General features: G+C 36.1%; 25 protein-coding genes, 1 pseudogene and 1 other annotated feature. Of the genes and pseudogenes, 5 read left to right on the top strand and 21 right to left on the bottom strand.

Annotated elements, in window-relative coordinates:
- Positions 1-12: 12 nt before the first annotated feature.
- Positions 13-456, bottom strand: coding sequence for a hypothetical protein (locus tag MOK21_RS01840; protein WP_249072274.1), 444 nt, complete (start codon positions 454-456; stop codon positions 13-15).
- 130 nt (positions 457-586) lie between these two features.
- On the opposite strand from MOK21_RS01840, the gene MOK21_RS01835 reads away from it, so the two are divergent.
- Positions 587-832, top strand: a complete 246-nt coding sequence (locus MOK21_RS01835; RefSeq protein WP_249072273.1) for a YkuS family protein — start codon at positions 587-589, stop codon at positions 830-832.
- Between the two features lie 79 nt (positions 833-911).
- Here the strand turns inward: MOK21_RS01835 and MOK21_RS01830 are convergent.
- The 6 genes and pseudogenes from MOK21_RS01830 to MOK21_RS01805 form a co-directional block, all read right to left on the bottom strand.
- Positions 912-1,170, bottom strand: a pseudogene (locus tag MOK21_RS01830) (CPCC family cysteine-rich protein).
- A 91-nt stretch (positions 1,171-1,261) separates the two neighbouring features.
- Positions 1,262-1,561 carry a YfzA family protein gene (locus tag MOK21_RS01825; protein WP_249072272.1) on the bottom strand — a complete coding sequence of 100 codons (300 nt, stop codon included), beginning with the start codon at positions 1,559-1,561 and terminating at the stop codon, positions 1,262-1,264.
- Between the two features lie 164 nt (positions 1,562-1,725).
- Entirely contained in the window at positions 1,726-1,869 is a 144-nt protein-coding gene (locus MOK21_RS01820; protein WP_249072271.1) for a hypothetical protein, read from the bottom strand.
- A 366-nt stretch (positions 1,870-2,235) separates the two neighbouring features.
- The gene (locus tag MOK21_RS01815; protein ID WP_249072270.1) at positions 2,236-2,463 is read right to left on the bottom strand and encodes a hypothetical protein; all 228 of its coding nucleotides are present in this window, start codon (positions 2,461-2,463) and stop codon (positions 2,236-2,238) included.
- 135 nt (positions 2,464-2,598) lie between these two features.
- Positions 2,599-3,534, bottom strand: a complete 936-nt coding sequence (locus tag MOK21_RS01810; RefSeq protein ID WP_249072268.1) for a PD-(D/E)XK nuclease family protein — start codon at positions 3,532-3,534, stop codon at positions 2,599-2,601.
- 13 nt (positions 3,535-3,547) lie between these two features.
- A complete protein-coding gene (locus MOK21_RS01805; RefSeq protein WP_249072266.1) occupies positions 3,548-4,288 on the bottom strand; it encodes a sulfite exporter TauE/SafE family protein in 741 nt (246 codons plus the stop codon).
- A gap of 91 nt (positions 4,289-4,379) precedes the next feature.
- On the opposite strand from MOK21_RS01805, the gene MOK21_RS01800 reads away from it, so the two are divergent.
- Positions 4,380-4,877, top strand: coding sequence for a DUF1648 domain-containing protein (locus tag MOK21_RS01800; protein ID WP_249072264.1), 498 nt, complete (start codon positions 4,380-4,382; stop codon positions 4,875-4,877).
- Between the two features lie 104 nt (positions 4,878-4,981).
- On the opposite strand, the gene MOK21_RS01795 is transcribed toward MOK21_RS01800, so the two are convergent.
- The 7 genes from MOK21_RS01795 to MOK21_RS01765 form a co-directional block, all read right to left on the bottom strand.
- Positions 4,982-5,842, bottom strand: a complete 861-nt coding sequence (locus MOK21_RS01795; protein ID WP_249072260.1) for a hypothetical protein — start codon at positions 5,840-5,842, stop codon at positions 4,982-4,984.
- On the bottom strand, positions 5,808-6,326 hold the full coding sequence (locus MOK21_RS01790) for an RNA polymerase sigma factor (RefSeq protein ID WP_249072259.1): 519 nt from the start codon (positions 6,324-6,326) through the stop codon (positions 5,808-5,810). The genes MOK21_RS01795 and MOK21_RS01790 overlap by 35 nt, the downstream gene beginning before the upstream one ends.
- Before the next feature lie 119 nt (positions 6,327-6,445).
- Positions 6,446-7,069: a hypothetical protein gene (locus MOK21_RS01785; protein ID WP_249072256.1), complete on the bottom strand. Its 624-nt coding sequence runs from the start codon at positions 7,067-7,069 to the stop codon at positions 6,446-6,448.
- A gap of 168 nt (positions 7,070-7,237) precedes the next feature.
- Positions 7,238-7,423: a helix-hairpin-helix domain-containing protein gene (locus MOK21_RS01780; protein WP_249072254.1), complete on the bottom strand. Its 186-nt coding sequence runs from the start codon at positions 7,421-7,423 to the stop codon at positions 7,238-7,240.
- A gap of 450 nt (positions 7,424-7,873) precedes the next feature.
- Positions 7,874-8,482: a CPBP family intramembrane glutamic endopeptidase gene (locus tag MOK21_RS01775; RefSeq protein WP_249072251.1), complete on the bottom strand. Its 609-nt coding sequence runs from the start codon at positions 8,480-8,482 to the stop codon at positions 7,874-7,876.
- Positions 8,483-8,997: 515 nt separating this feature from the next.
- Positions 8,998-9,426: a GNAT family N-acetyltransferase gene (locus MOK21_RS01770; RefSeq protein ID WP_249072248.1), complete on the bottom strand. Its 429-nt coding sequence runs from the start codon at positions 9,424-9,426 to the stop codon at positions 8,998-9,000.
- A 15-nt stretch (positions 9,427-9,441) separates the two neighbouring features.
- Entirely contained in the window at positions 9,442-9,882 is a 441-nt protein-coding gene (locus tag MOK21_RS01765; protein WP_249072246.1) for a GNAT family N-acetyltransferase, read from the bottom strand.
- Positions 9,883-9,994: 112 nt separating this feature from the next.
- On the opposite strand from MOK21_RS01765, the gene pdxR reads away from it, so the two are divergent.
- Positions 9,995-11,383: a MocR-like pyridoxine biosynthesis transcription factor PdxR gene (gene pdxR / locus MOK21_RS01760; protein ID WP_249072244.1), complete on the top strand. Its 1,389-nt coding sequence runs from the start codon at positions 9,995-9,997 to the stop codon at positions 11,381-11,383.
- 22 nt (positions 11,384-11,405) lie between these two features.
- Here pdxR and MOK21_RS01755 read toward each other — a convergent pair whose 3' ends face one another.
- The 4 genes from MOK21_RS01755 to MOK21_RS01740 form a co-directional block, all read right to left on the bottom strand.
- Positions 11,406-11,804 carry a DUF5412 domain-containing protein gene (locus MOK21_RS01755; protein WP_249072241.1) on the bottom strand — a complete coding sequence of 133 codons (399 nt, stop codon included), beginning with the start codon at positions 11,802-11,804 and terminating at the stop codon, positions 11,406-11,408.
- A gap of 246 nt (positions 11,805-12,050) precedes the next feature.
- Positions 12,051-13,274 (bottom strand): GNAT family N-acetyltransferase, encoded by a 1,224-nt coding sequence (locus tag MOK21_RS01750; protein ID WP_249072239.1) that lies wholly within the window; start codon positions 13,272-13,274, stop codon positions 12,051-12,053.
- Positions 13,271-14,002: an AAA family ATPase gene (locus MOK21_RS01745; RefSeq protein WP_249072237.1), complete on the bottom strand. Its 732-nt coding sequence runs from the start codon at positions 14,000-14,002 to the stop codon at positions 13,271-13,273. The genes MOK21_RS01750 and MOK21_RS01745 overlap by 4 nt, the downstream gene beginning before the upstream one ends.
- Positions 14,003-14,040: 38 nt before the next feature.
- Positions 14,041-14,952 carry a DMT family transporter gene (locus MOK21_RS01740; protein ID WP_249072236.1) on the bottom strand — a complete coding sequence of 304 codons (912 nt, stop codon included), beginning with the start codon at positions 14,950-14,952 and terminating at the stop codon, positions 14,041-14,043.
- A gap of 121 nt (positions 14,953-15,073) precedes the next feature.
- Positions 15,074-15,273, bottom strand: a binding site (T-box leader).
- Between the two features lie 209 nt (positions 15,274-15,482).
- Between MOK21_RS01740 and MOK21_RS01735 the strand changes: the two genes are divergently transcribed.
- The gene (locus MOK21_RS01735) at positions 15,483-15,698 is read left to right on the top strand and encodes a hypothetical protein (RefSeq protein WP_249072235.1); all 216 of its coding nucleotides are present in this window, start codon (positions 15,483-15,485) and stop codon (positions 15,696-15,698) included.
- 360 nt (positions 15,699-16,058) lie between these two features.
- Positions 16,059-17,450, top strand: coding sequence for a class II fumarate hydratase (fumC, locus tag MOK21_RS01730; protein ID WP_249072234.1), 1,392 nt, complete (start codon positions 16,059-16,061; stop codon positions 17,448-17,450).
- Between the two features lie 168 nt (positions 17,451-17,618).
- On the opposite strand, the gene MOK21_RS01725 is transcribed toward fumC, so the two are convergent.
- The 3 genes from MOK21_RS01725 to MOK21_RS01715 form a co-directional block, all read right to left on the bottom strand.
- Positions 17,619-17,813 carry a hypothetical protein gene (locus MOK21_RS01725; protein ID WP_249072233.1) on the bottom strand — a complete coding sequence of 65 codons (195 nt, stop codon included), beginning with the start codon at positions 17,811-17,813 and terminating at the stop codon, positions 17,619-17,621.
- 263 nt (positions 17,814-18,076) lie between these two features.
- Positions 18,077-18,529: a VanZ family protein gene (locus MOK21_RS01720; protein WP_249072232.1), complete on the bottom strand. Its 453-nt coding sequence runs from the start codon at positions 18,527-18,529 to the stop codon at positions 18,077-18,079.
- Between the two features lie 620 nt (positions 18,530-19,149).
- Positions 19,150-19,296, bottom strand: coding sequence for a hypothetical protein (locus tag MOK21_RS01715; RefSeq protein WP_249072231.1), 147 nt, complete (start codon positions 19,294-19,296; stop codon positions 19,150-19,152).
- Positions 19,297-19,452: the final 156 nt, after the last annotated feature.

Here is a 19,452-nt window from a genome sequence, read left to right as displayed (position 1 = left end):
GTCTTTAATTAATCATTTTACTTCTATAGAAAAAATATAAGAACCATTTCCTTTGTCCCATCTAGCGAAAATACTATAAATATATGTCCCCTTCTCTTTTGGGACAGAGAACACATTACCATCTACCTTCACTTGTTCAACCTCATTGCTACGTAGCCATTTTTCTACTTCTATTCCATCAATCGGTTGTTTCTTAAAATTGATTTTAATTTCACTTTGGGGAGAAATAGAAAACGGAGTAATTTTATTATTAGCGATAATTTCAGGTGGTGAGATTTTATCCACACATTCATTACTCAACAAATTTTGCCAACAATATGTACCTTGAACGGTTGGTACCTTTTTGCCTTCCGACAAGACAACAGGCTTTGGTGGTCCAGCATTCAGTAGCATAATTATCCATATAAAAGCGATAATAAATAAAATACAAATTATTTTTAGCTTTAGACTTCCCATATAAAATCACTCCTAACCTGGAAAATACATTTCACGCCATTTAAAATTTAATTATGTATAACAAAAAAATGAATTAAGTGCATAAATAGCAATCCTATATGACACATTACATATAGGAGGTGGAAGAAAAATGACTAAAATAATTGGTGTAGAACAAACATTAACAAACGTTGAAGACGCTTTAAAGGCAAAAGGTTATGAAGTTATTCAACTTCGTACTGAAGAAGATGCAAAAAAATGTGATGCCTGTGTTATCACAGGGCAAGACAGAGATATGATGGGAATTAGCGATCCAGTCATGGCAGGACCTGTGATTGACGCTGATGGACTTTCTGCTGATGAAGTACTTCAACGTGTCGACAAATATTTCCACTAAATATGACTTAGGTGCTGCCCCTATAGACTTGTTGACTATAGAGCAGCACCTTTTACTATTTATGTCGAACAAAACAACATTAATAAATTCGCCAATTCGGGTCTTTTATATTTTCTTTGTTTGGTTGTCTTACAAATTTTACGTACTCTTTTTCACAAGCTCCAAATGATAGAAAATTTCGTTGTGCTTGTTTTAAGGATACTTCATTTGCACCGCCACTATAATCAAGATTACGAAATTGGACCCCGTCATTTTCCCAGAAGCAAATCTTACAAATTTCATATGTATCTGGCGGTTCCTCATCTAAGATATCCACAACATGGACAAGTATATTTCAAGTTTTCACCTCGAAAATCTGTTCAAGCAAACATCTTTTACAGTACCATTTCTTAAAGGATTGCTCAAACTTTCTTTCGAAACAGCCTTTACTTATGTAGACCTTGGTGAAAAAACGCTTTTCATCGCACCAACTATTCCAGGCACTAGAAATACAATGCCAAAAAAGATAGTTAGTAAATTGAAATGCTTTGTTTCATAAAAAGTAAACCACTCTCTAAAAAACGAAGAGTCAGTAATTCTTCCAAATAATGTTCCACTAACATCTCGGTAATTAGGGATCCATCCCGTTGCTTCTAGTGTAATGAAAATGATCTGTGACAATACAAATACACCAATAGAAGATACCCACGGACGTTTCAAAAATGGAATATGTTTTTGTTTGTAAGCCAATTCATATCCCCCTTCCATTAAATACCATTCATATACATTTGCATATGCATGACAAAGGTTATATACCAAAATGAAACATACTATCTGCTCCTGAAATGTGAATCTCCCGCAGACGATGATCATTACTTTTCAAGTTATTTTCTCCCTTAGCTCTATAACTTTAGCTAATATTTCTCTGACAACCCATCCCTAAAAAATTCTAGTATTTCTTGACCAAAAAACGACACAGACAATAGAATAAATACAAGGAAAATAACTAAACCACCAAAAATAAATGAGAACACTATCCCCATTTTTTTATCATTCATTAAACACCCTCCCTACAAAGCGGTACCGTTACTATAATAATACCTCAAATTAGATTCATTTGGATAAAAATTCCCTTTTATTTAAAATATAGTCATTAAAGAACAGAGATAAGAATCAAATGATCATTTTGTTGAATAATAGATCTCTTTTTGAGCATCTATCCCATTACGGTTGTTGTCTTATTCTGTGAAGGAAAAAATGTTTGAATGCACACTGGTATATTTCGTGCGCTTTATGGCAGAATTGATTCTACAAGCGTTTGTCGATTAACCCTGTCTCTTTGCCTTTAGAGTATATTCCATCCTTTCAAAGCATAATAATAAAAGCCACACCTTGTTTAGAAAGATGTGACTTCGTACATTTGACTAATCAAATTCCAAAATATTTTTTTCTACTTCTACCTTGTAAACATCGATAGTACTAATTAAAATTGTTTTAAAATTTTCTGTCTCAGTAAATGAATACCAAGGCTTCTCATTGAATTCATTAGAAATTTCTTCTGTAAATGTTTCTTGTTCGATATTATTTTTGATTTTATATTCTTCTTCACGATCCTCATTAAAGTAAAACTTCACTGTATATTCGTACTCCATAAGAAAACACCTCCTATCTACATATATAATGGATTGTTAGAACAAAAAATATGATACAAAATAAAAAGCCACACCTTGATAGGTATGACATTTTCTATAATTTCTCTCCTTTTCGTGTCCCGTTCCTTTTCTTGCTTAACTCTGTACACATAATTCTTTAAAATTACACCCTTTACAGTGCCATTTTTCCAGAGTTTGTTCAAATTCTTCCAAGTCCACTGGTTCATTGGAGAAAATATCCGCCTGATATTTTTTCATTTCCAGCACACTTCGCTGAAACGTATGTAAAATATTGTCCATATCAAATGCTGTAAAGGCGTATTTTTTTCGTTTACCAGTCAATAAATATTCATTATAGACATCAATCTGGTCAAGAGATACACGATATTTCTGCTGTATATAGTAGGCATAGAGCGCCAACTGCTGACGATCGTCATCGGACTCTCCGCCTGTTTTCCAGTCGATAATTATCCACTTGTCTGCTATCTCATCATAATAATGCAAATCCATTACGACGAAAACTTGTATCCCCTCCATTTTCATGGAACGAAATTGTTCAGGCTCACCGATTCGTAAGGAACCTTTTTGAGCGGTAATTTGCCGGAACGTTTCACTGTTAAGAAAGTTTTCAAACACAGCTGTCATTCGCTCTTTATAGTCCTGTACGAGATCAGCATTTAATGTCCCTTCGTAATAAATTTCCTGCATCATATAAAATTTATTAGGCTTATGTCTCCATAAATCTACATACCGTGTAGAATCGATAAAAGCAGCATTAAGTTGGCCACGTGCACGATTTACTAGTTCGGCAACAGACGGCGCCTTGCCGGTTTGCAAATACTCATTAATCGATTGCTCTATTAAATGATGGACGATTTGTCCAAATAAAATCGGCATGGATTGAAGCTTTTTCAAGCGATAAACATGCTGATGATAGGGCTCCACATTGTAACTTAACCAACCATTATGAGAAAAATAATATTCATAGCCATATTTTCGTGCGCAGCTTGTCAACGTTTTATGACGTGACAGTGACCACGAAAAAGATGGATACGGTGTAATTTCAAACATGACTATCGCCTCCCTAAATCTGTTTGATAAAATCATATCCGAGCTGTAATATTAGCACAATTGTCACAATACGTAGCAATAGCTTTACTTGATTTGCCTTAACCTTACTTGCAAGAATAATGCCAATTTGAGCACCAATGACCGAACCAACCATTAAAACGATGGTTAATGGCCAGTCAATTTTACCTGTGGCAATATACGTAATTGCGGCTCCAAAGCACATCGCAAAAACGCCTACACGTGACAGACCTACTGCTTTCATATAAGAAATCTTCTCATGTGCATATGTATAAAGTGCCAACGTACTGCTACCAGGACCGAACATCCCATCATAAAAACCAACCCCAAGTAGTATCGGTCCGTTTTTTCGATTCATCGTAAAGCTTTCTTTATCCCCAAACTCGGCCCCACCTACAAAGGACATAATAAGAGCAAAACCTAATAAAATAATCGCGATCAGCGTTAATGCTTGACTGCTCATAAACGATGCAAACAGCCCCCCAAGCGTACCACCGACTAGGGAAACAAGTAATACGGAACGCATTTCTGACCATAACAATTCTTTTCTTTTATAAATCGTGTAGAAGCTTGAAAAGGCACTGACCATATTAGACACTTTATTCGCACCTATTGCTGAATGGACTGGTACGCCCATTAACATCATGGTCGGTAAGGTAATTAGCCCTCCTCCTCCAACTAACGTGCCAACGATGTTGCCAACAATGCCTATTAGTAAAAATAACAAGTATTCCATCTAATCCACCTTTCTGTGACACACATGATGGTATTCATATGATACAGTATAACAGACTACTATTTTATAAGATAAACTATGAGGTGAACGAATGCTTGAACAACAAAAAACACCTACACCGCGTTTTTGTAAGTCGCTAACGCTTATTGTCGCGACTATTTTTTTAGCTGGCATTACGGCAACGCTTATCCAATACAGTAAGCTCCCCGCATCTATCCCAGTTTTGCAAAGCTTTAAGGGTGAACATGCCCAATTTGGCCCGAAAATCGCCATTTTTTATTTACCCTTTATTGCCTTCTTGTTATTTTTACTTTTACAATACTTAGAGATTAGAGCAGCTTATCCTATCTTACGTAAAAATAAGCCTACCCTATCTCATTCAGAGCGACAAAATGGAATCATAACCTTTTGCCTCATTAAAAATAGTATACTCTTATACTTTACATATTCACTTTTCAATGACCTAACTGTTGGTTTAGGCCATACACGTATTTTACAGCAGTGGCATGCTTATTTATTTCTATTTGTCCTGTGCATTATATTTATAATGGGAGTCGTTCGTGGGATTCTATTGAGTAAGAAGAAATAATGGATACCTCCCTGCAATACTGCGTTGTTGGGTAATTAAAACCACCTATACCTTTGCAATTGTCTCATACGCAAAAGGTACAGGTGGCTTTATTGTTACAACTATTAATAAAGTATAATAATTAAAACAAGTGTTGCACTAATAATACTTATTTTTATTGTTTCTACTTTATAGACGGAATATGTCTGTACTTCTCGCTTTATATGATGCCAAATAATGAAACCATATAAAAACGCACACATAATCATTAATGGTTTATACAATGGACCGACCCAGGCTGCCCAAGCAAAAACACTGGATAGCATCGCAACTACAAGTACTATCAGCCCCCACATACGCCTCGACGGTTTAATTCCTTGTAGATTATGACGTTTATAATAGGACATAGAGAATATATTTATAGGGACCATAATCAGTGGGAAGATAAACATCCAAGGTAATATTTTTACAGAGTATAATGCTTCAAATACTTCATCGTATACGTCAGAATTCCCAACAAAAAATTGACCAGAATCAATATTTAACATACCCGTATCTGAGATCTGATAGTGTTCCTCTTGACCATCCCTGACAACGACTACATCAGTTATATGGTTCCCTAACTTTCCATCTACCTCTTCGACATACTGTGTTAAGTCTTCAAAAAAGCTAAAAACTGTTGGATCTTGGACCTTTTTCACAGACATATACAAACTCGAACTTCGCGCAAAGAATTGCCCTTCTTCTCCTCCGAAATGCATGTAAATCGCTTGAATAGGGTGACTAGCTGTCTGAGGTGATGAAGAACTTTGTGGTAGCATGATAAAAAATAGAGTAATCATGGCAATCGTAAAAAGTAAGGCACCTTCCTTCCAAATCGGTAAACCTTTTTTCTCCTTGCGGTGAATCCGTTCGTAAATGCGATTCTTTATGTACTGATCCTCTGGTAATTTATTGAGTTCCTTCAGTCGATTGTTTAAATCCAAAGTCATCACCTCCTAGTTTTTTCTCTAAAGCTTTCATAGCACTTCGCTGGGTATTTGCAATTTTCACTGTAGACCATCCTAATATTTCACTAGTTTCGGCTAAAGATAACTCTTCGATTTTTCTATAAATTAGAACCTCTCGATATTCAGGCTTTAATAACTGAATTGCCTCATACAATAGCCGACGTTCTTCAGACTGCATGATCCAATCATGTGGCACATATTGTGTCTCCCGTTTTTCATGTTTTCTTTGAAATGGAAGCCATTTAATAAGTGCTTTTTTTCGATAGGTGTCATAAACAAGATTTCGTGCAATTCTCCTTATATAAGTGTCCATAGCAGCCTCATTTCTAAACTGTCCTTTATAAACTCGAATGAATGTTTCCTGCGTTAAATCCTCCGCTAAACTTGGATCCGAAACCATATAGTAAATAAATTGATAAATGCGTTGAAAATATTGTTCATAAAGCTCATCAAACTCCATCTTTTCACCTCTCTTACTATATTAGACGAATGAGTAAACAAGATTTGTATGTTAAGTGTAAATTTCTTAAATTAAAAAATAGGCAACCTGACACCCAAAAGCATCAAGTAGCCTATTTTTCACAGATCCGTTTTCATTTTTTCAAATGTATGTATTAACACATATTTTTGTACACCGCGAGCCAATTCAATGCTTTCTTGCATATAAAGATGAAGGTCTGCTTCATTCTTCACTTCGTACGCATAAACCGCTTCAATTGCTGGCTGCATCCATGGCTGTGTAAGCTGATCGCTTCGCATGTCAGTTGTTCGTCCTTCAAGTGCAGCGATATAGCATTTTGCATAGCTAGTTAATGGCTCTTTATTGATTTTATTAGCGGCATCCTTTGCTTCCTCTAAATTTTCTTCCAGTATTGCCTTTATAAATTTATAGTTATACTTTATAGCTGGCTGCTTATATTTTTCAATAGCTATGTCTAGGGAATGAATCAAGTCCACTCTTGTCCCATAAGCAACTGCATAAGGGTAAGCAAAAAAAGGATGCTTCTTGCGTCCTTTGACTAACTTATCCACCCATTTCATATTATTAGTCCAGAATAAAATATGTATATGTCTATAAATCATTGCAATGGCAATTAAGATAAAAATGCCAAGTGAAATTTTTACGTTAACCCCCGCTAGTGATAGTACTAGTGCCAACATAAAAATGATTAAATAAAATATAACTAGTTTTGTAATTTTCATAATTCCTCCTATTGTAGTTTCCTTCGCATTTTCCGAGAAAAAATAAAGCCTGCTCCAAGGAAGAATACAAGCGCCATAAATTTCATGAGAGGAATAATAAATAACTTGCTAATCACCAAAACAACAAAGATATAATAGACCACCATTGCCAGTAAAAATAATGATAGTTTATTCACTATGCTCCCTACTTTCATTCAGCGCCGTTTCAAGGGCTGCTAGCGCTTTCGGTCCCATCCCGTGTAATTTTTTTAACGTTGATAAATCAACCTTTTCCAATTGCTCTAATTGTGTATACCCTGCCGCATTCAATGCTCGTATAGCAGGCTTTGATACTCCCTTTGGCCATTCCGACATTTATGCTCGTCCCTTCCTTTTTCGTCTATTAAGTATTTCTGTTTCAATAATACCTATTAATAGTATAGCTAATGAGGCGACGTGATAATCAACGAAAAAAGGCGTAAATGCTATATTATAATAACGGCATATCGCAGTGATCATACGCCCTCCCAATCAATTATGCCTCAGCAAAATTGCGCCCGGAATCGGCTTAGTGCAAAGGCAAGACGATGTTTTTGCGCGAAAGCGTAGCGGCAGCACTGACACAGGTCAGTTAGCCGTTATCGCATGGCCGCGATAATCTTTAGGCTAACATCCTCTAAGAACTTCTTTTCATTCCATGACATCCGCCGGAGCCTTTAATTTCTTTCAGCTACTAAAAGAAGTTAATACAAAAAAATTGAATTTCTATCACGCCTCTGCTTTATTATGCAATCGAAAATGACGAAATGCAAATGAGCTTAGCCTTTAGAACATATTAAACATTGCCGTTAAGGAGGCAAACAAATTGGCAAAGCCATGTATACCCCAGCTTGTTAGAATAGAGCCATTGGATTTTCGTTCATTTACCCACCCCATTAAATACCCTACAAACGCGGTTGCCAACACAACTAACACGACAACTCCAAAAGGTATAAATGAAAACATCATCAATCCATGTAAAATACCAAATAGTAAACTTTGTACGATATTTCCAATTTGAAAGCCAAACTTATGCATGAATCTTTTCAGTAAAAAACCCCTGAAAAACAGCTCCTCCGACAATCCTGTTTGTACAATTGCATAGAAAAAGGCTGGCATGAGCCCAGAAATACCAATCCCTGTAAAACGATTGGACGCTAAGATTGAACTGTCTAAGTAGAAATAAGTAATTGAATAAAGCGGCACATGAAATAAAACAATAATGAATAATAACAATACAAAATAATTCCTTTTATTTTCAATGACCGGCTTTTTGAGGCCTAGCCATCTTAAAAATGTTTGTTCTTTTCTTGCTGAGAAAAACCACCAAATAAACGGTATAACTGAAAATAACATGACTTGAATCATTGCACTTATTATACTTTCCAAAACCATCATTTTTCCCCCTGTTCAAAATGTTTTACATGAAGAATGACAAATGATCATAAGAAGTTTTTCAGGAATCGTTGGTTGATGTTTGAAGTTCGATGGTAACATCTGCTTTTCCGCCGCTTAATGTGCAACTTGCGCCGCTAACTCCTGTTTTCCGCCGCTTCATGTGCAAGTTGCGCCACTAACTCCTGTTTTTCCGCCGCTTAATGTGCAAATTCAGCCACTAACTCCCGCTTTTCCGCCGCTTAATATGCAAATTCCGCCGCTAACTCCCGCTTTTCCGCCGCTTCATGCGGAAATCATCGTCTGTGCTCTATATTGCGCCCTTCTTCATATAAAGCATATTAAATGGCAGTGTTGAAATCAAGATAAATTTAATGATAATCGTTAAATAATTATCCTTTATGAATAAATATTGAATGTTAATCATTATATAAATATTTAAAAAGCGACTAGAAAAACTCTAGTCGCTTTCACTCTTTATTTGGATTTTGCTCAATAAATTATTCACTGCACCTTTACATTGCTTTTCGAAAAGAATAGCACCATTTTTCATAACCTAATCGATCTTCATAAAAGCGATGTGCACTCCCCCTTTGAATACCAGACTCTAAAGCAATATAGTGTGCGCCATTTTCTTTGCCCCATTGGTGAAGATAATGCAATAATTTTTCACCATATCCTCTTGAACGATTGGCCTCATCCGTTACTAAATCATAGACAAAAATATGGCGTTCACTGTAAAAATTGACTCTCCAACATAATCCGGCGACAGCCACAATGTTCTTATTTTCGTATAAAGCAAATAACATATAGCCATCTTGAGTCATTTCCTTTAATAATTGGAGGTATTTTTCCACTGTTAATTCCGTACGAAGCTGCACCATAATGCAATATGCTTCCATCCACTCCTGCTGAGTTGTTAAGTGTTTGATTGTTATAGTCATTTTTCGAAACTCCTCTTACCAATATTTAATATAATGAAATACGCCATCGTCTATTTTCATTCCGAGCTTCTCGTATAATTTTTGAGCACGAACGTTGTCTGTCGCTGTTTCTAAAGCTATATAACGTGCATCCTTCTGTAAACAGTAAGAATAACATTGTTCAATTAGGCTCTGTGCTACACCTTGTTTCCTAGCATGCTCTGCCACAAATAAATCGTTTAAAATATACGACTGTTTCAATGCCACAGATGAAAAAATAGGATAGAGCTGGGCAAAACCAACTGGCTGCGCATCTAGATAAGCAAGAAACATAACTGACTCCCTCTTATTTAAACGCTCCATCAGAAACTGCTCAGCCTTTTCTAAATCTGATGGTTGACCGTAAAATTCTCGATAAGCGTTAAATAATGGCACTACATCTCCAACTGTTGCTAAGGTTACTTTACAAATCTCCATTCTCGATTCTCCCCATTTCTTTTAATATGTAATTCTAGTATTATGATAAAAAACAAACTGACATTTAAAAAGAAACAGTTCTCTACATTCCAGCATGTCAAGGAGGGACTTTATGGAGGATTTTATTTTCTTATTTACAGACGAAGAGGCAAAATATAAACAAATTTATCAGCAAATCAAATGGTTAATCGAACAAGGAAGATTGAAAACTAATGATTCCCTTCCTTCTATTCGAAGAATCGCCGAAACTTTACATGTCAGTCGGAATACAACTTTAACTGCCTATGAGCAGCTCGTCGCGGAAGGATACATACGTGGTGAGGGACGAAAGGGTTATTTCGTGAATGAGTTTGAAAAAGTATTCCTTCAGGAGGAACAGCCGAGCCTTACTCAAAAAATGAAAACGAACAGTCGAGATGTCCTCATTGACTTTCGAGCTGGAGCAGTCGATCAACAACATTTCCCTTTAAAAATATGGCGGCAAATGGCTAATCAAGTGTTACCTTTACAAAGATGCTATGAATATGGCGACCCTTTCGGTGAGCCATTTCTAAAAGAGCAGCTTGTACATTATTTGCTTCAAGCTCGTGGCGTTCATGTAAATGAAGAGGACATTATTATCGGTAGTAGCACGCAACAAATGTTAATTTATCTATGCTTTTTATTAAAGCAGGATTTCCCAAGTGTTATTTTAGAAGACCCTGGCTACAACGGTGCACGAGAAGCATTCAAGCTGCATGACTTTCAGATTGAAACTTTACCTGTGTCGGAAAACGGTGCAAGGCTTGAGCATTTAAAGCACCTACATTCGCGCTTAATCTATGTCACACCTTCTCATCATTTTCCATACGGCGTTTCCATGAGCATTCAGCAACGGCAAGCGTTAATTCAGTGGGCTAAAAAAGTTGGTGGCTTTATACTTGAGGATGATTATGATGGTGAATTTCGTTATACGCAACAGCCATTTCCTGCTCTCGCCTCACTCGACAAGTCACGTGTAATTTATCTAGGGACATTTTCAAAATCGTTTTTACCAGCTATTCGTTTAAGCTATATGGTGTTACCAAGGACACTTGTACAGCCATATAAAGAACGCTTTGCTCATTTCGAACATAATGCCTCGTCCTTACATCAATTAACAATGGCGAAATTCATGGAACAAGGTGAATGGACTCGGCATATTAAAAGAATGCGTATCACCTATAAACATAAAATAAATGCGCTTGTAGCGGAGCTTGACAAACAGTTCGGAGAAAAAATTACGATACTTGGAGAACAATCCGGACTTTATCTATTAGTGAAGGTGCAAACTCAATGTTCAGAAGAGCAGCTCATTCAAAATGCTCAACACTACGGAGTCAAGGTCTATCCTACAAGCCCATATTTTCTTCAACAGCCAAGTTCTGTGCCAATTATTCAATTAGGCTTTAGTAAATTAAAAATGGAGGAAATTACTCTCGGTGTACAACTGCTAAGAAAAGCTTGGATCACAGAAAAATAAGCCATAACTGCTATGGTTATGGCTACTCATTATCTCGATCATCATATGTTTCATCAGGCACATTCAATGTCACACCGTTAATACTTACTGTATCATCGTCGCTCCAGTAAATGTTAGCTTCACTTTCTCGATATTGCCAATATATTTTTTTAGGCTTTCTTTTCTCATGGTTGAAAACTAACTCTCCAAACACCGTATAAGAAGTCGTCGCACCAGCATCTGAAACATAAGCCTTCACTGTATAAGTTCCTTGTGGAGATGTAGATTCAGCAATCAGCTCTTGTTTAAATCTAGCACAATCAAAAAACAGCCAATAAATACCGTACCCAATAATACCAGCAAAAAACAATATCCAAATAAATAGCACTAGAAGAGTTTTTTTGTATACTTTCTCCTTTTCTAACTTCTCGGCATCGTTCATCTGTAGCCCCCAATCTGTTAAGATAGAGACGATTTCAGCGGAATAGATGTTTCCTAAATAAGGAGAAACTTTCCACCCTCGCATATTTAGTGACTGGAGCAGTTCTTGTGGTTACCCGAGCAGTTCTTGCGCTGACCTGATCAGTTTTCCGTTGAACCCGAGCAGTTCTTGCGCTGAGCTGATCAATTTTTTCTTGAAGCAATAAGAAAGGGATCTGTACATCCTCCGCACAAATCCCCATTATTTTTAAAAATAATCAATAAACGTTGGAATGCCTATTGGTAGCACCGTCTCTAGTAATGCAATTTCTATGGCATTGCCATGTAAACGCTCGATTTTCTCTAAATAGCTCGGTCGTTTATAGCCTAGTAGCATCGTGGCAAGTGTTTGGACCGTTAGCTGAATAGCATTTTCGGATTGTGTCTCACTCACCTTTTCAACGGTAACATTTCCATTGTGCTTCGTGATAACAAATGTGCCATTATTCCATGCCACAATGCGATCACTAACAGCGAGGCGAAGCTGAAAATCATTTCCCGAAAATGGATAGCGTAGTAGAAATTCTTTTACGTCTACAATTCGTGCCATAAAATAAGGAGATACCTTCTGAATAATTTCACTATCCTCCAACAGAAAGGCAACGGCTTCATTGCCAGTTGTTTTACCGTAAACATTGTAAATCATTGAGTTATGCGCTGAGACAAAATTCCATAAACCTTTACGTGCTTCTTCCTGCAAATAGACCATTTCATCGATGTAATAATTTTCCTCCATAATACGGTAAAACATATAACCCTGTGGTATATCATCCTCATCATAATAAACCGCTGCCTGGAGGTTTACATCACTATCAATAAATTTTTCCTCCCAAAAATCTTCCTGAAACTTTTCATTCCAAGCGATACTATTACGAACCATGACACCGTGCGTCTTCTTTGAATAATGCGCATAAATCGTCACAACGTCTTCATGTTTCGGATCGACACGACGGATTTTTCCATTTAGACCACCATAGCGAGGAAGCTGCGTATCTTTGATTTGAAATTCCACAATATCACTCATAATTTCCCAGCCCCTTTTTCGGTAATACGGGATAGAATATGGAAATAAATAGGATATAAATTGTCCTTCATTTCGCATCCGCTCCAAGCTATCAATGATAAGGCTCTCCATCAAACCATGCCCTGAATATTCAGGGTACGTTCCGACCGCAGTAATGCCTCCCATTTCATAAATCCTACCATGAACATTTACCTCAAAAGGTAGGCTTAAAATTTGAGATACAAGATGTGAGCCATCGAACCAACCAATGGCATGACCTTCGTTAAATTGCTTACTTTTAGCATTCACAAAGCGGCGGTCCTTATGAATAGACATGGACATTTGAAAAACATAATTAAGCAAATCGATTGATTGTGCCATTTCATCTAATCGAATTTCTCGCATGACTAAGCCTTTACGTTGATTCATGATTCTCTCTCCTCATCAAATAACTCTGAAAAAATGGTTTCCGGTGCATTTAAAAAGCGCTTCGTAACAATGTAATGTATAGTATCCTCATAACGAATAGATTCAATCTCCTCATTATCAAAACTATAGATGGTCGCATTTGGATAGCCAAGCAATATAGGTGAATGTGTAGCGATAATAAATTGTGCCTCATGCTCTAAATCTTTCATAATTTTGAGTAGGCTCAGCTGTCTCGTTGGTGACAATGCGGCTTCTGGCTCATCCAATAAATAAATGGCCTTGCCTTTAAAACGATGCATAAATAGCGATAAAAAAGACTCGCCATGTGATTGATGATGTAGCGACTTGCCACCGAAAGCGGCATACTTATTTGGATGACCATCTAACAAATCAATATGACTCGCAAATTGATAAAACGTTTCCGAACGTAAGAAAAAGCCATTTGAAACTTTTGGCCACCAGGATAAACGAATAAATTCCCCAAGTGCAGATTCCGCTTTATGTACTTCATATAAATTTTGACGACCACCACCCGCAGTATTAAAATCACAGCGATCAGCTATAGCCTCTAGCAGTGTTGATTTACCAGAGCCATTTTCCCCAACAAAGAAGGTTACATTTGTAGGAAACTCTAGCTCCTGTAAATCCTGCAAACTAGGTATATTAAAGGGATATTGGTCTTTATCTACGATCTCTCTCTGTAATACCTTACATGATTTCAAATACATTATGTTCCCTCCCTTACTATTATTATAACGCGCTTACGTTACTCTGAAACCGTCCGTTTTTCTAAATACAAGCTACACACGCCCAAAATAAACAATAGACTGATTCCTATCAGGGAAACGGGCGACCATGATAGCCTCGCATCAAATAGTTGAAAGAAAAATGCGAATATTGGAACAAAGCATAAACTCATCATAACTATTAGCGGCGAACAATACTGAATGCCTATCTGCAATAAATACATTGGAAGCATGACACCCATTGCTGTCACAGCGATTATCCACGAAATATTTCCCTGGAAATATTTAAAAAATATGTCGAAAGTCGCGAAAAAAGATAATAAAATTATGCCATAATAACGATTCGCTAAAATCATGGAAGTAGTCCAACCAGCCTCACTTAACCTCTTAGAATAAATCGTACAAAGTACAGCTCCAATTCCACAGCCAACACTCGCGATTAATGCTAAAACCACTTGCAAGTTTATCTCCATTTGAATAGCTGATTTCCCACTTACAACCGCAAATATTAATATAGTACAAGCGATAAACGTTCCTGTGGCAATTACCCATTGTGATTTCGGAATTGATTCCTTAGCAAAAACGGCCAATACCAAGACAAAAAGCGGTCCAATGCCCATCTCTAACGCACTCACAATCGCTGACTCTACATATTTTAAAGCGAAATAAAAGCCCATAAATGCTAACACGGACGCGACATTCAACTTCACAACATAATGAATATTTCCTCGCCACATATTAGCTTGTTTATGTTTGCGTGCGAAGAATGAGAAATAAATAGCTGTCATGAAAAAACTAATACCTGTAAATAAAAATGTTGGTACCTCTTGCACCTGCTTTGCATAGAAAACCTGACTCATTGCTGTTAAAAGTGCTGATAATACAAGCGCTACTAATCCAACTGTTGTTGCACGTTTTTTTGTGATCTCCATACATTTCCCCCTTATGTTTTTACATAAAAACCAAGTATTTTGTCGAAGAAGCAAAGATATTTGCTAGTTGCGATTCGTCGTCTTTCAATTTCCTAAATAAAAAAACTTCCTCTCTAATAAATATAGAGACGAAGTTATCCGCGGTACCACTCTGATTAGCTAAAAAGCTCACTTTACTATAACGGTAGCAGCCGTTTACGCTTACTGCATTCAGCATAAAAACTCCTGGACGAGTTCATAAATGGTTTGCAATGATTTCCACCAGCCATCATCTCTCTAAAGCAAACTACATTCATTACTACTTCCAATCATTGTTAATTTATTTCGATATATCATAATGGTTTTTTACTTTTTCGTCAAGGTCCAAAGTAGAAATCCCGGCAATATAACGAATGTTCTATATGATTGGTTCTTATCATACATTGAGTAAAAACCTTCCCCTGCTAATTACTTTTTTTACATTACATACGGGCAATAAAGGAAGGGCTTTTTTCTAGGTTCAAATAAAAAAAGTAATAAGGAGAAAAAATATGTTTGTAACTCATTTTTATGAAAACAAGACATCCGTTTTAAGTCAGCTGCTCGTAAATTTACCAACTGTCGAAGAGAACATTAAAATTAAAGGACGTAAAGCAAAAGTTGTTCAAATTGTGCAAATAGACGATAACAACTATCAGGTAAGTATCATCTTTGAAAAAATACCTAAAAAACAACTATTAAAAGAAATTGGGAAGAAAAAGCGATAGCTCTTCCCTAAAATGATCAATCGACGCTATCGTTTGGTAGCGTTTTTTACACTTAGAAGAACTCTAAGGAAAATTCATTGCAAATTAATTCAAAATGAGATTTTTTAAAGCAAAGCATTTGACTTTCTAATTGATAACAATTATCATTATCAATAGATTATTTCTTTACTCTGAAATGCTTAATTCAGAATCCCCCCTATTTTTTGAAATAAGCATGTATCAAACGGATATTCTTACATCAGACTAAGAATATCCGTTTTTTAACTTCTTTTTAGCAGATGTTTGGTACCCGTTGAAAGAAGTTAAATTCTCCGTCGGATGTAATCGGAGAGATTTACATAAATAAAGGAGCTGTTTAACATGGATTATCGTATTGAAAAAGACACTATGGGTGAAATTCAAGTACCTGCAGATAAGATTTGGGGTGCTCAAACACAGCGCAGTAAAGAGAATTTCCAAATCGGTACAGAACAAATGCCTATTGAGCTAGTTCAAGCAATGGCCATTTTAAAGAAAAGTGCTGCAATAGCAAACATTAAATTAGGAAAGCTTTCAGCTATAAAAGCAAATGCGATTGTGCAAGCAGCAGACGAAATTTTAAAGGGTCAATGGGACGACCAATTTCCTCTTGTCGTTTGGCAGACTGGTAGTGGTACACAGTCAAATATGAACGTCAATGAGGTAATTGCGCACCGAGCAAACCAACTTTTACAAAATGCTGGCGAGGCTGAACGCATCCATCCAAACGATGATGTCAACAAATCTCAAAGTTCAAACGATACTTTCCCGACGGCTTTGCATATTGCAGCAGTGTTAAAAGTTGAAGATTATTTACTACCACGACTACGCTTGCTAAAAGCAACACTTGATGACAAAGCTGAGCAATTTAAAGAAATTATTAAAATTGGCCGTACCCATTTACAAGACGCGACACCACTTACATTAGGTCAAGAAATTAGTGGCTGGGCAGCAATGCTTGCTAAATCTGAGCAAATGATTGTCCAAAATATTGAATATATGAAAGAACTAGCGATTGGCGGAACAGCAGTTGGTACAGGTATTAACGCACATCCGGAATTTGGTGAGCGTGTAGCAGCGGAAATTAGTGAATTGACAGGTAAACATTTTACTTCAGCCGCAAATAAATTCCATGCACTGACGAGTCATGATGAAGCTGTTGTGGCACATGGCGCATTGAAGGCTCTTGCAGCTGACTTGATGAAAATTGCCAATGATGTTCGCTGGTTAGCCAGTGGTCCGCGTTCAGGTATCGGAGAAATTACGATTCCAGAAAACGAACCAGGCTCATCCATTATGCCCGGTAAAGTAAATCCAACCCAAAGTGAAGCGATGACGATGGTTGTGACACAAGTCGTTGGCAATGATGCAACAATTGCCTTTGCCGCTTCCCAAGGTAATTTCGAGCTAAATGTCTTCAAGCCCGTCATTATTTATAACTTCTTACAATCCACTCGCCTACTAGCAGACACGATGAAATCATTTAATGATCATTGTGCTGTCGGAATCGAGCCAAATAAAGAAGTACTTGACCATAATTTACAAAACTCATTAATGCTTGTAACAGCACTAAACCCTTATATCGGTTATGAAAATGCAGCAAAAATCGCGAAGAAAGCCCATAAAGAAGGCACAACATTAAAAGAAGCAGCCATAGCATCTGGCTTACTAACAGAGGAACAATTCGATGAATATGTAGACCCTGCAACGATGATTTATCCAAATGTTAAGTGACAGGAATGAAAATCCATCAAATAGCACCTTCAAAATATTGATATATCAATGTTTTCTAAAATGGGGCTAATTAATAATGCAGAATAAGAAGAAACTAGATTGGGGCTAATAAGCTTCAATCTTTTTTCGTTATTACCCGTACGTTTTAAAGAACCCCTTTCAAGCATTTTAGTCTTTAGTTATTTGCCGTTTCCTATAAACAATCAGACCAATAATCGCAAAAATTAAAGCTAAAGTACTAGAAGTCAAAAAGAATAAAGATAAAGTTCTCTTTTCTCCCCAGTTGTTAAACGCTTGCAAAAAACCGATAAAAATCATAAAAAAAGATAGTACCAATTGAAGTTTTGAAATATCTTTAAACAATAGAATACCTCCCTTCTTGTTTTGATTTTGAATTTATTTTTACTTTAGTTCAATTTAGATTACTTTGATTAGCACCATATACGAACGTTTACACTGCAAAAATCTAATCTTATCCTAATTTGGAATATACCTTTATATTTACTTATTCCAGTTCTTTTAGTCGGAGCTGATTTGGGGCTTTTAAAAACTAGACACTGATCGGCCCATCAAATTGTGCAAATTACCCAAAATAAAAATGGAGCAACCATTGAAAAGTAAAGTGATTAGACTTCTTTAAAGACATTTTTGCAAATTATAAATAGTATGTAGCCTATAATACAACTTATTTGGTTTAGTATAATGTCATCTATATCGAAACTCCCTAAAAAGAAACTTAATTGGAGGATCTCTATACTACATATCAAAAATAAACATAAAATCATGGTTTTTATTATTTTTCTTTGAGAAGGAAAAGCCATAGGTATTAAAAATCCCAAAGGTATAAATGGAATGATATTTCCTAGGATATTTATAAAAGCTACGCCAAAGCTCATATCACTTATATAAGTTTCAATTGTCCTAAAAGGAACTAAATTTATACCTGGTCCTCGTTCATAATTAGTTTGTATTGTATCGACGAGTTGGTTTATATTTCCGTGGAACTTAATCACTACAAAATTAAGCAACAATAATATGTATAATATAAATAGATATTTCCAAATTGCTTTATTAAACAAAATTAAAAACCCCCAAAACTACTTTTATAACTGTAATTTCATCTTTACAGTTCTTGAACTAAATCCCATTTTTCCATATAGTTTAATCGCATTATTCCCTCCGTAAGCATTAAAGCCTCTTCCTGGATTATTTGTCTTATGCCAACTCAGAAAAAAACGAACCAAAAATGCCCCTTAATAATTATTTATTAAGAGAACTTTATAAAATTCCTAATCTATCACTTATCTCCAACTGGTTTTAATACATTCACTGAAAGCTTACCAAGATATCTGACCTCTCCCTCGAATCTTACTAATAGATAACCGTTAATTTCAATACTATTGAAAAAATGCTTCCCTTTTCAAACGTTATTTCAGGTTTAGCTTTTCTTAATCGAGTGTGTTTCGCTTCTGCATTTTCTGTTAGCTCATAACGAACGTCTGCTTTTCTCAAAGATTTTAAGATCTGTACCAGGGTACTTATCACATAATTTGTAATTATATTTACCATCACGATTAATATCAATATAAGTTGGTTTTTTATAGAAAGATGCACAAATTTTTATTGGAATTTCTGTAAAATGTTTTGACATTATATTTCTCAATATCATACGTAGTTATTTCGTTTTACCATCAACGAATCAAATGTACCATCTGGATTTCTCTTGTATACCTTTAAAGGTCATTTTTCCTGTTTGCTCTTTTACAACCTCGGCTCCATCATACATCACTTTCGCTTCTGATTTTGTTGGATTTACTAATGCGAATACTAATGCTCCTAGTAGCATAATAAAAAACTTTTTCTTCTTTTTTCCCTATTCAGTTATAGTTTAGAAAACACAATATTTATTCAATATTCTACTAACAGAAGTATAATAATATAAAGAAATCAACAAGAGTATAAAAAAGGTTAGAGACGCTCACTATGATTTGTGTACTCTACT

Origin of the sequence: Lysinibacillus sp. BPa_S21 (genome assembly GCF_023337795.1) — a bacterium.
Taxonomy (GTDB): domain Bacteria; phylum Bacillota; class Bacilli; order Bacillales_A; family Planococcaceae; genus Lysinibacillus.
The sequence above is the reverse complement of the archived record's forward strand: the minus strand, read 5'-3'. Positions and strand labels throughout refer to the sequence as shown.

Excerpts from the sequence above, each read along its gene's own strand:
- MOK21_RS01840 (WP_249072274.1), bottom strand. The coding sequence starts at position 456 with ATGGGAAGTCTAAAGCTAAAAATAATTTGTATTTTATTTATTATCGCT.
- MOK21_RS01835 (WP_249072273.1), top strand. The coding sequence starts at position 587 with ATGACTAAAATAATTGGTGTAGAACAAACATTAACAAACGTTGAAGAC.
- MOK21_RS01820 (WP_249072271.1), bottom strand. The coding sequence starts at position 1,869 with ATGAATGATAAAAAAATGGGGATAGTGTTCTCATTTATTTTTGGTGGT.
- MOK21_RS01815 (WP_249072270.1), bottom strand. The coding sequence starts at position 2,463 with ATGGAGTACGAATATACAGTGAAGTTTTACTTTAATGAGGATCGTGAA.
- MOK21_RS01810 (WP_249072268.1), bottom strand. The coding sequence starts at position 3,534 with ATGTTTGAAATTACACCGTATCCATCTTTTTCGTGGTCACTGTCACGT.
- MOK21_RS01805 (WP_249072266.1), bottom strand. The coding sequence starts at position 4,288 with ATGGAATACTTGTTATTTTTACTAATAGGCATTGTTGGCAACATCGTT.
- MOK21_RS01800 (WP_249072264.1), top strand. The coding sequence starts at position 4,380 with ATGCTTGAACAACAAAAAACACCTACACCGCGTTTTTGTAAGTCGCTA.
- MOK21_RS01790 (WP_249072259.1), bottom strand. The coding sequence starts at position 6,326 with ATGGAGTTTGATGAGCTTTATGAACAATATTTTCAACGCATTTATCAA.
- MOK21_RS01785 (WP_249072256.1), bottom strand. The coding sequence starts at position 7,069 with ATGAAAATTACAAAACTAGTTATATTTTATTTAATCATTTTTATGTTG.
- MOK21_RS01780 (WP_249072254.1), bottom strand. The coding sequence starts at position 7,423 with ATGTCGGAATGGCCAAAGGGAGTATCAAAGCCTGCTATACGAGCATTG.
- MOK21_RS01775 (WP_249072251.1), bottom strand. The coding sequence starts at position 8,482 with ATGGTTTTGGAAAGTATAATAAGTGCAATGATTCAAGTCATGTTATTT.
- MOK21_RS01770 (WP_249072248.1), bottom strand. The coding sequence starts at position 9,426 with ATGACTATAACAATCAAACACTTAACAACTCAGCAGGAGTGGATGGAA.
- MOK21_RS01765 (WP_249072246.1), bottom strand. The coding sequence starts at position 9,882 with ATGGAGATTTGTAAAGTAACCTTAGCAACAGTTGGAGATGTAGTGCCA.
- pdxR (WP_249072244.1), top strand. The coding sequence starts at position 9,995 with ATGGAGGATTTTATTTTCTTATTTACAGACGAAGAGGCAAAATATAAA.
- MOK21_RS01755 (WP_249072241.1), bottom strand. The coding sequence starts at position 11,804 with ATGAACGATGCCGAGAAGTTAGAAAAGGAGAAAGTATACAAAAAAACT.
- MOK21_RS01750 (WP_249072239.1), bottom strand. The coding sequence starts at position 13,274 with ATGAATCAACGTAAAGGCTTAGTCATGCGAGAAATTCGATTAGATGAA.
- MOK21_RS01745 (WP_249072237.1), bottom strand. The coding sequence starts at position 14,002 with ATGTATTTGAAATCATGTAAGGTATTACAGAGAGAGATCGTAGATAAA.
- MOK21_RS01740 (WP_249072236.1), bottom strand. The coding sequence starts at position 14,952 with ATGGAGATCACAAAAAAACGTGCAACAACAGTTGGATTAGTAGCGCTT.
- MOK21_RS01735 (WP_249072235.1), top strand. The coding sequence starts at position 15,483 with ATGTTTGTAACTCATTTTTATGAAAACAAGACATCCGTTTTAAGTCAG.
- fumC (WP_249072234.1), top strand. The coding sequence starts at position 16,059 with ATGGATTATCGTATTGAAAAAGACACTATGGGTGAAATTCAAGTACCT.
- MOK21_RS01715 (WP_249072231.1), bottom strand. The coding sequence starts at position 19,296 with ATGCTACTAGGAGCATTAGTATTCGCATTAGTAAATCCAACAAAATCA.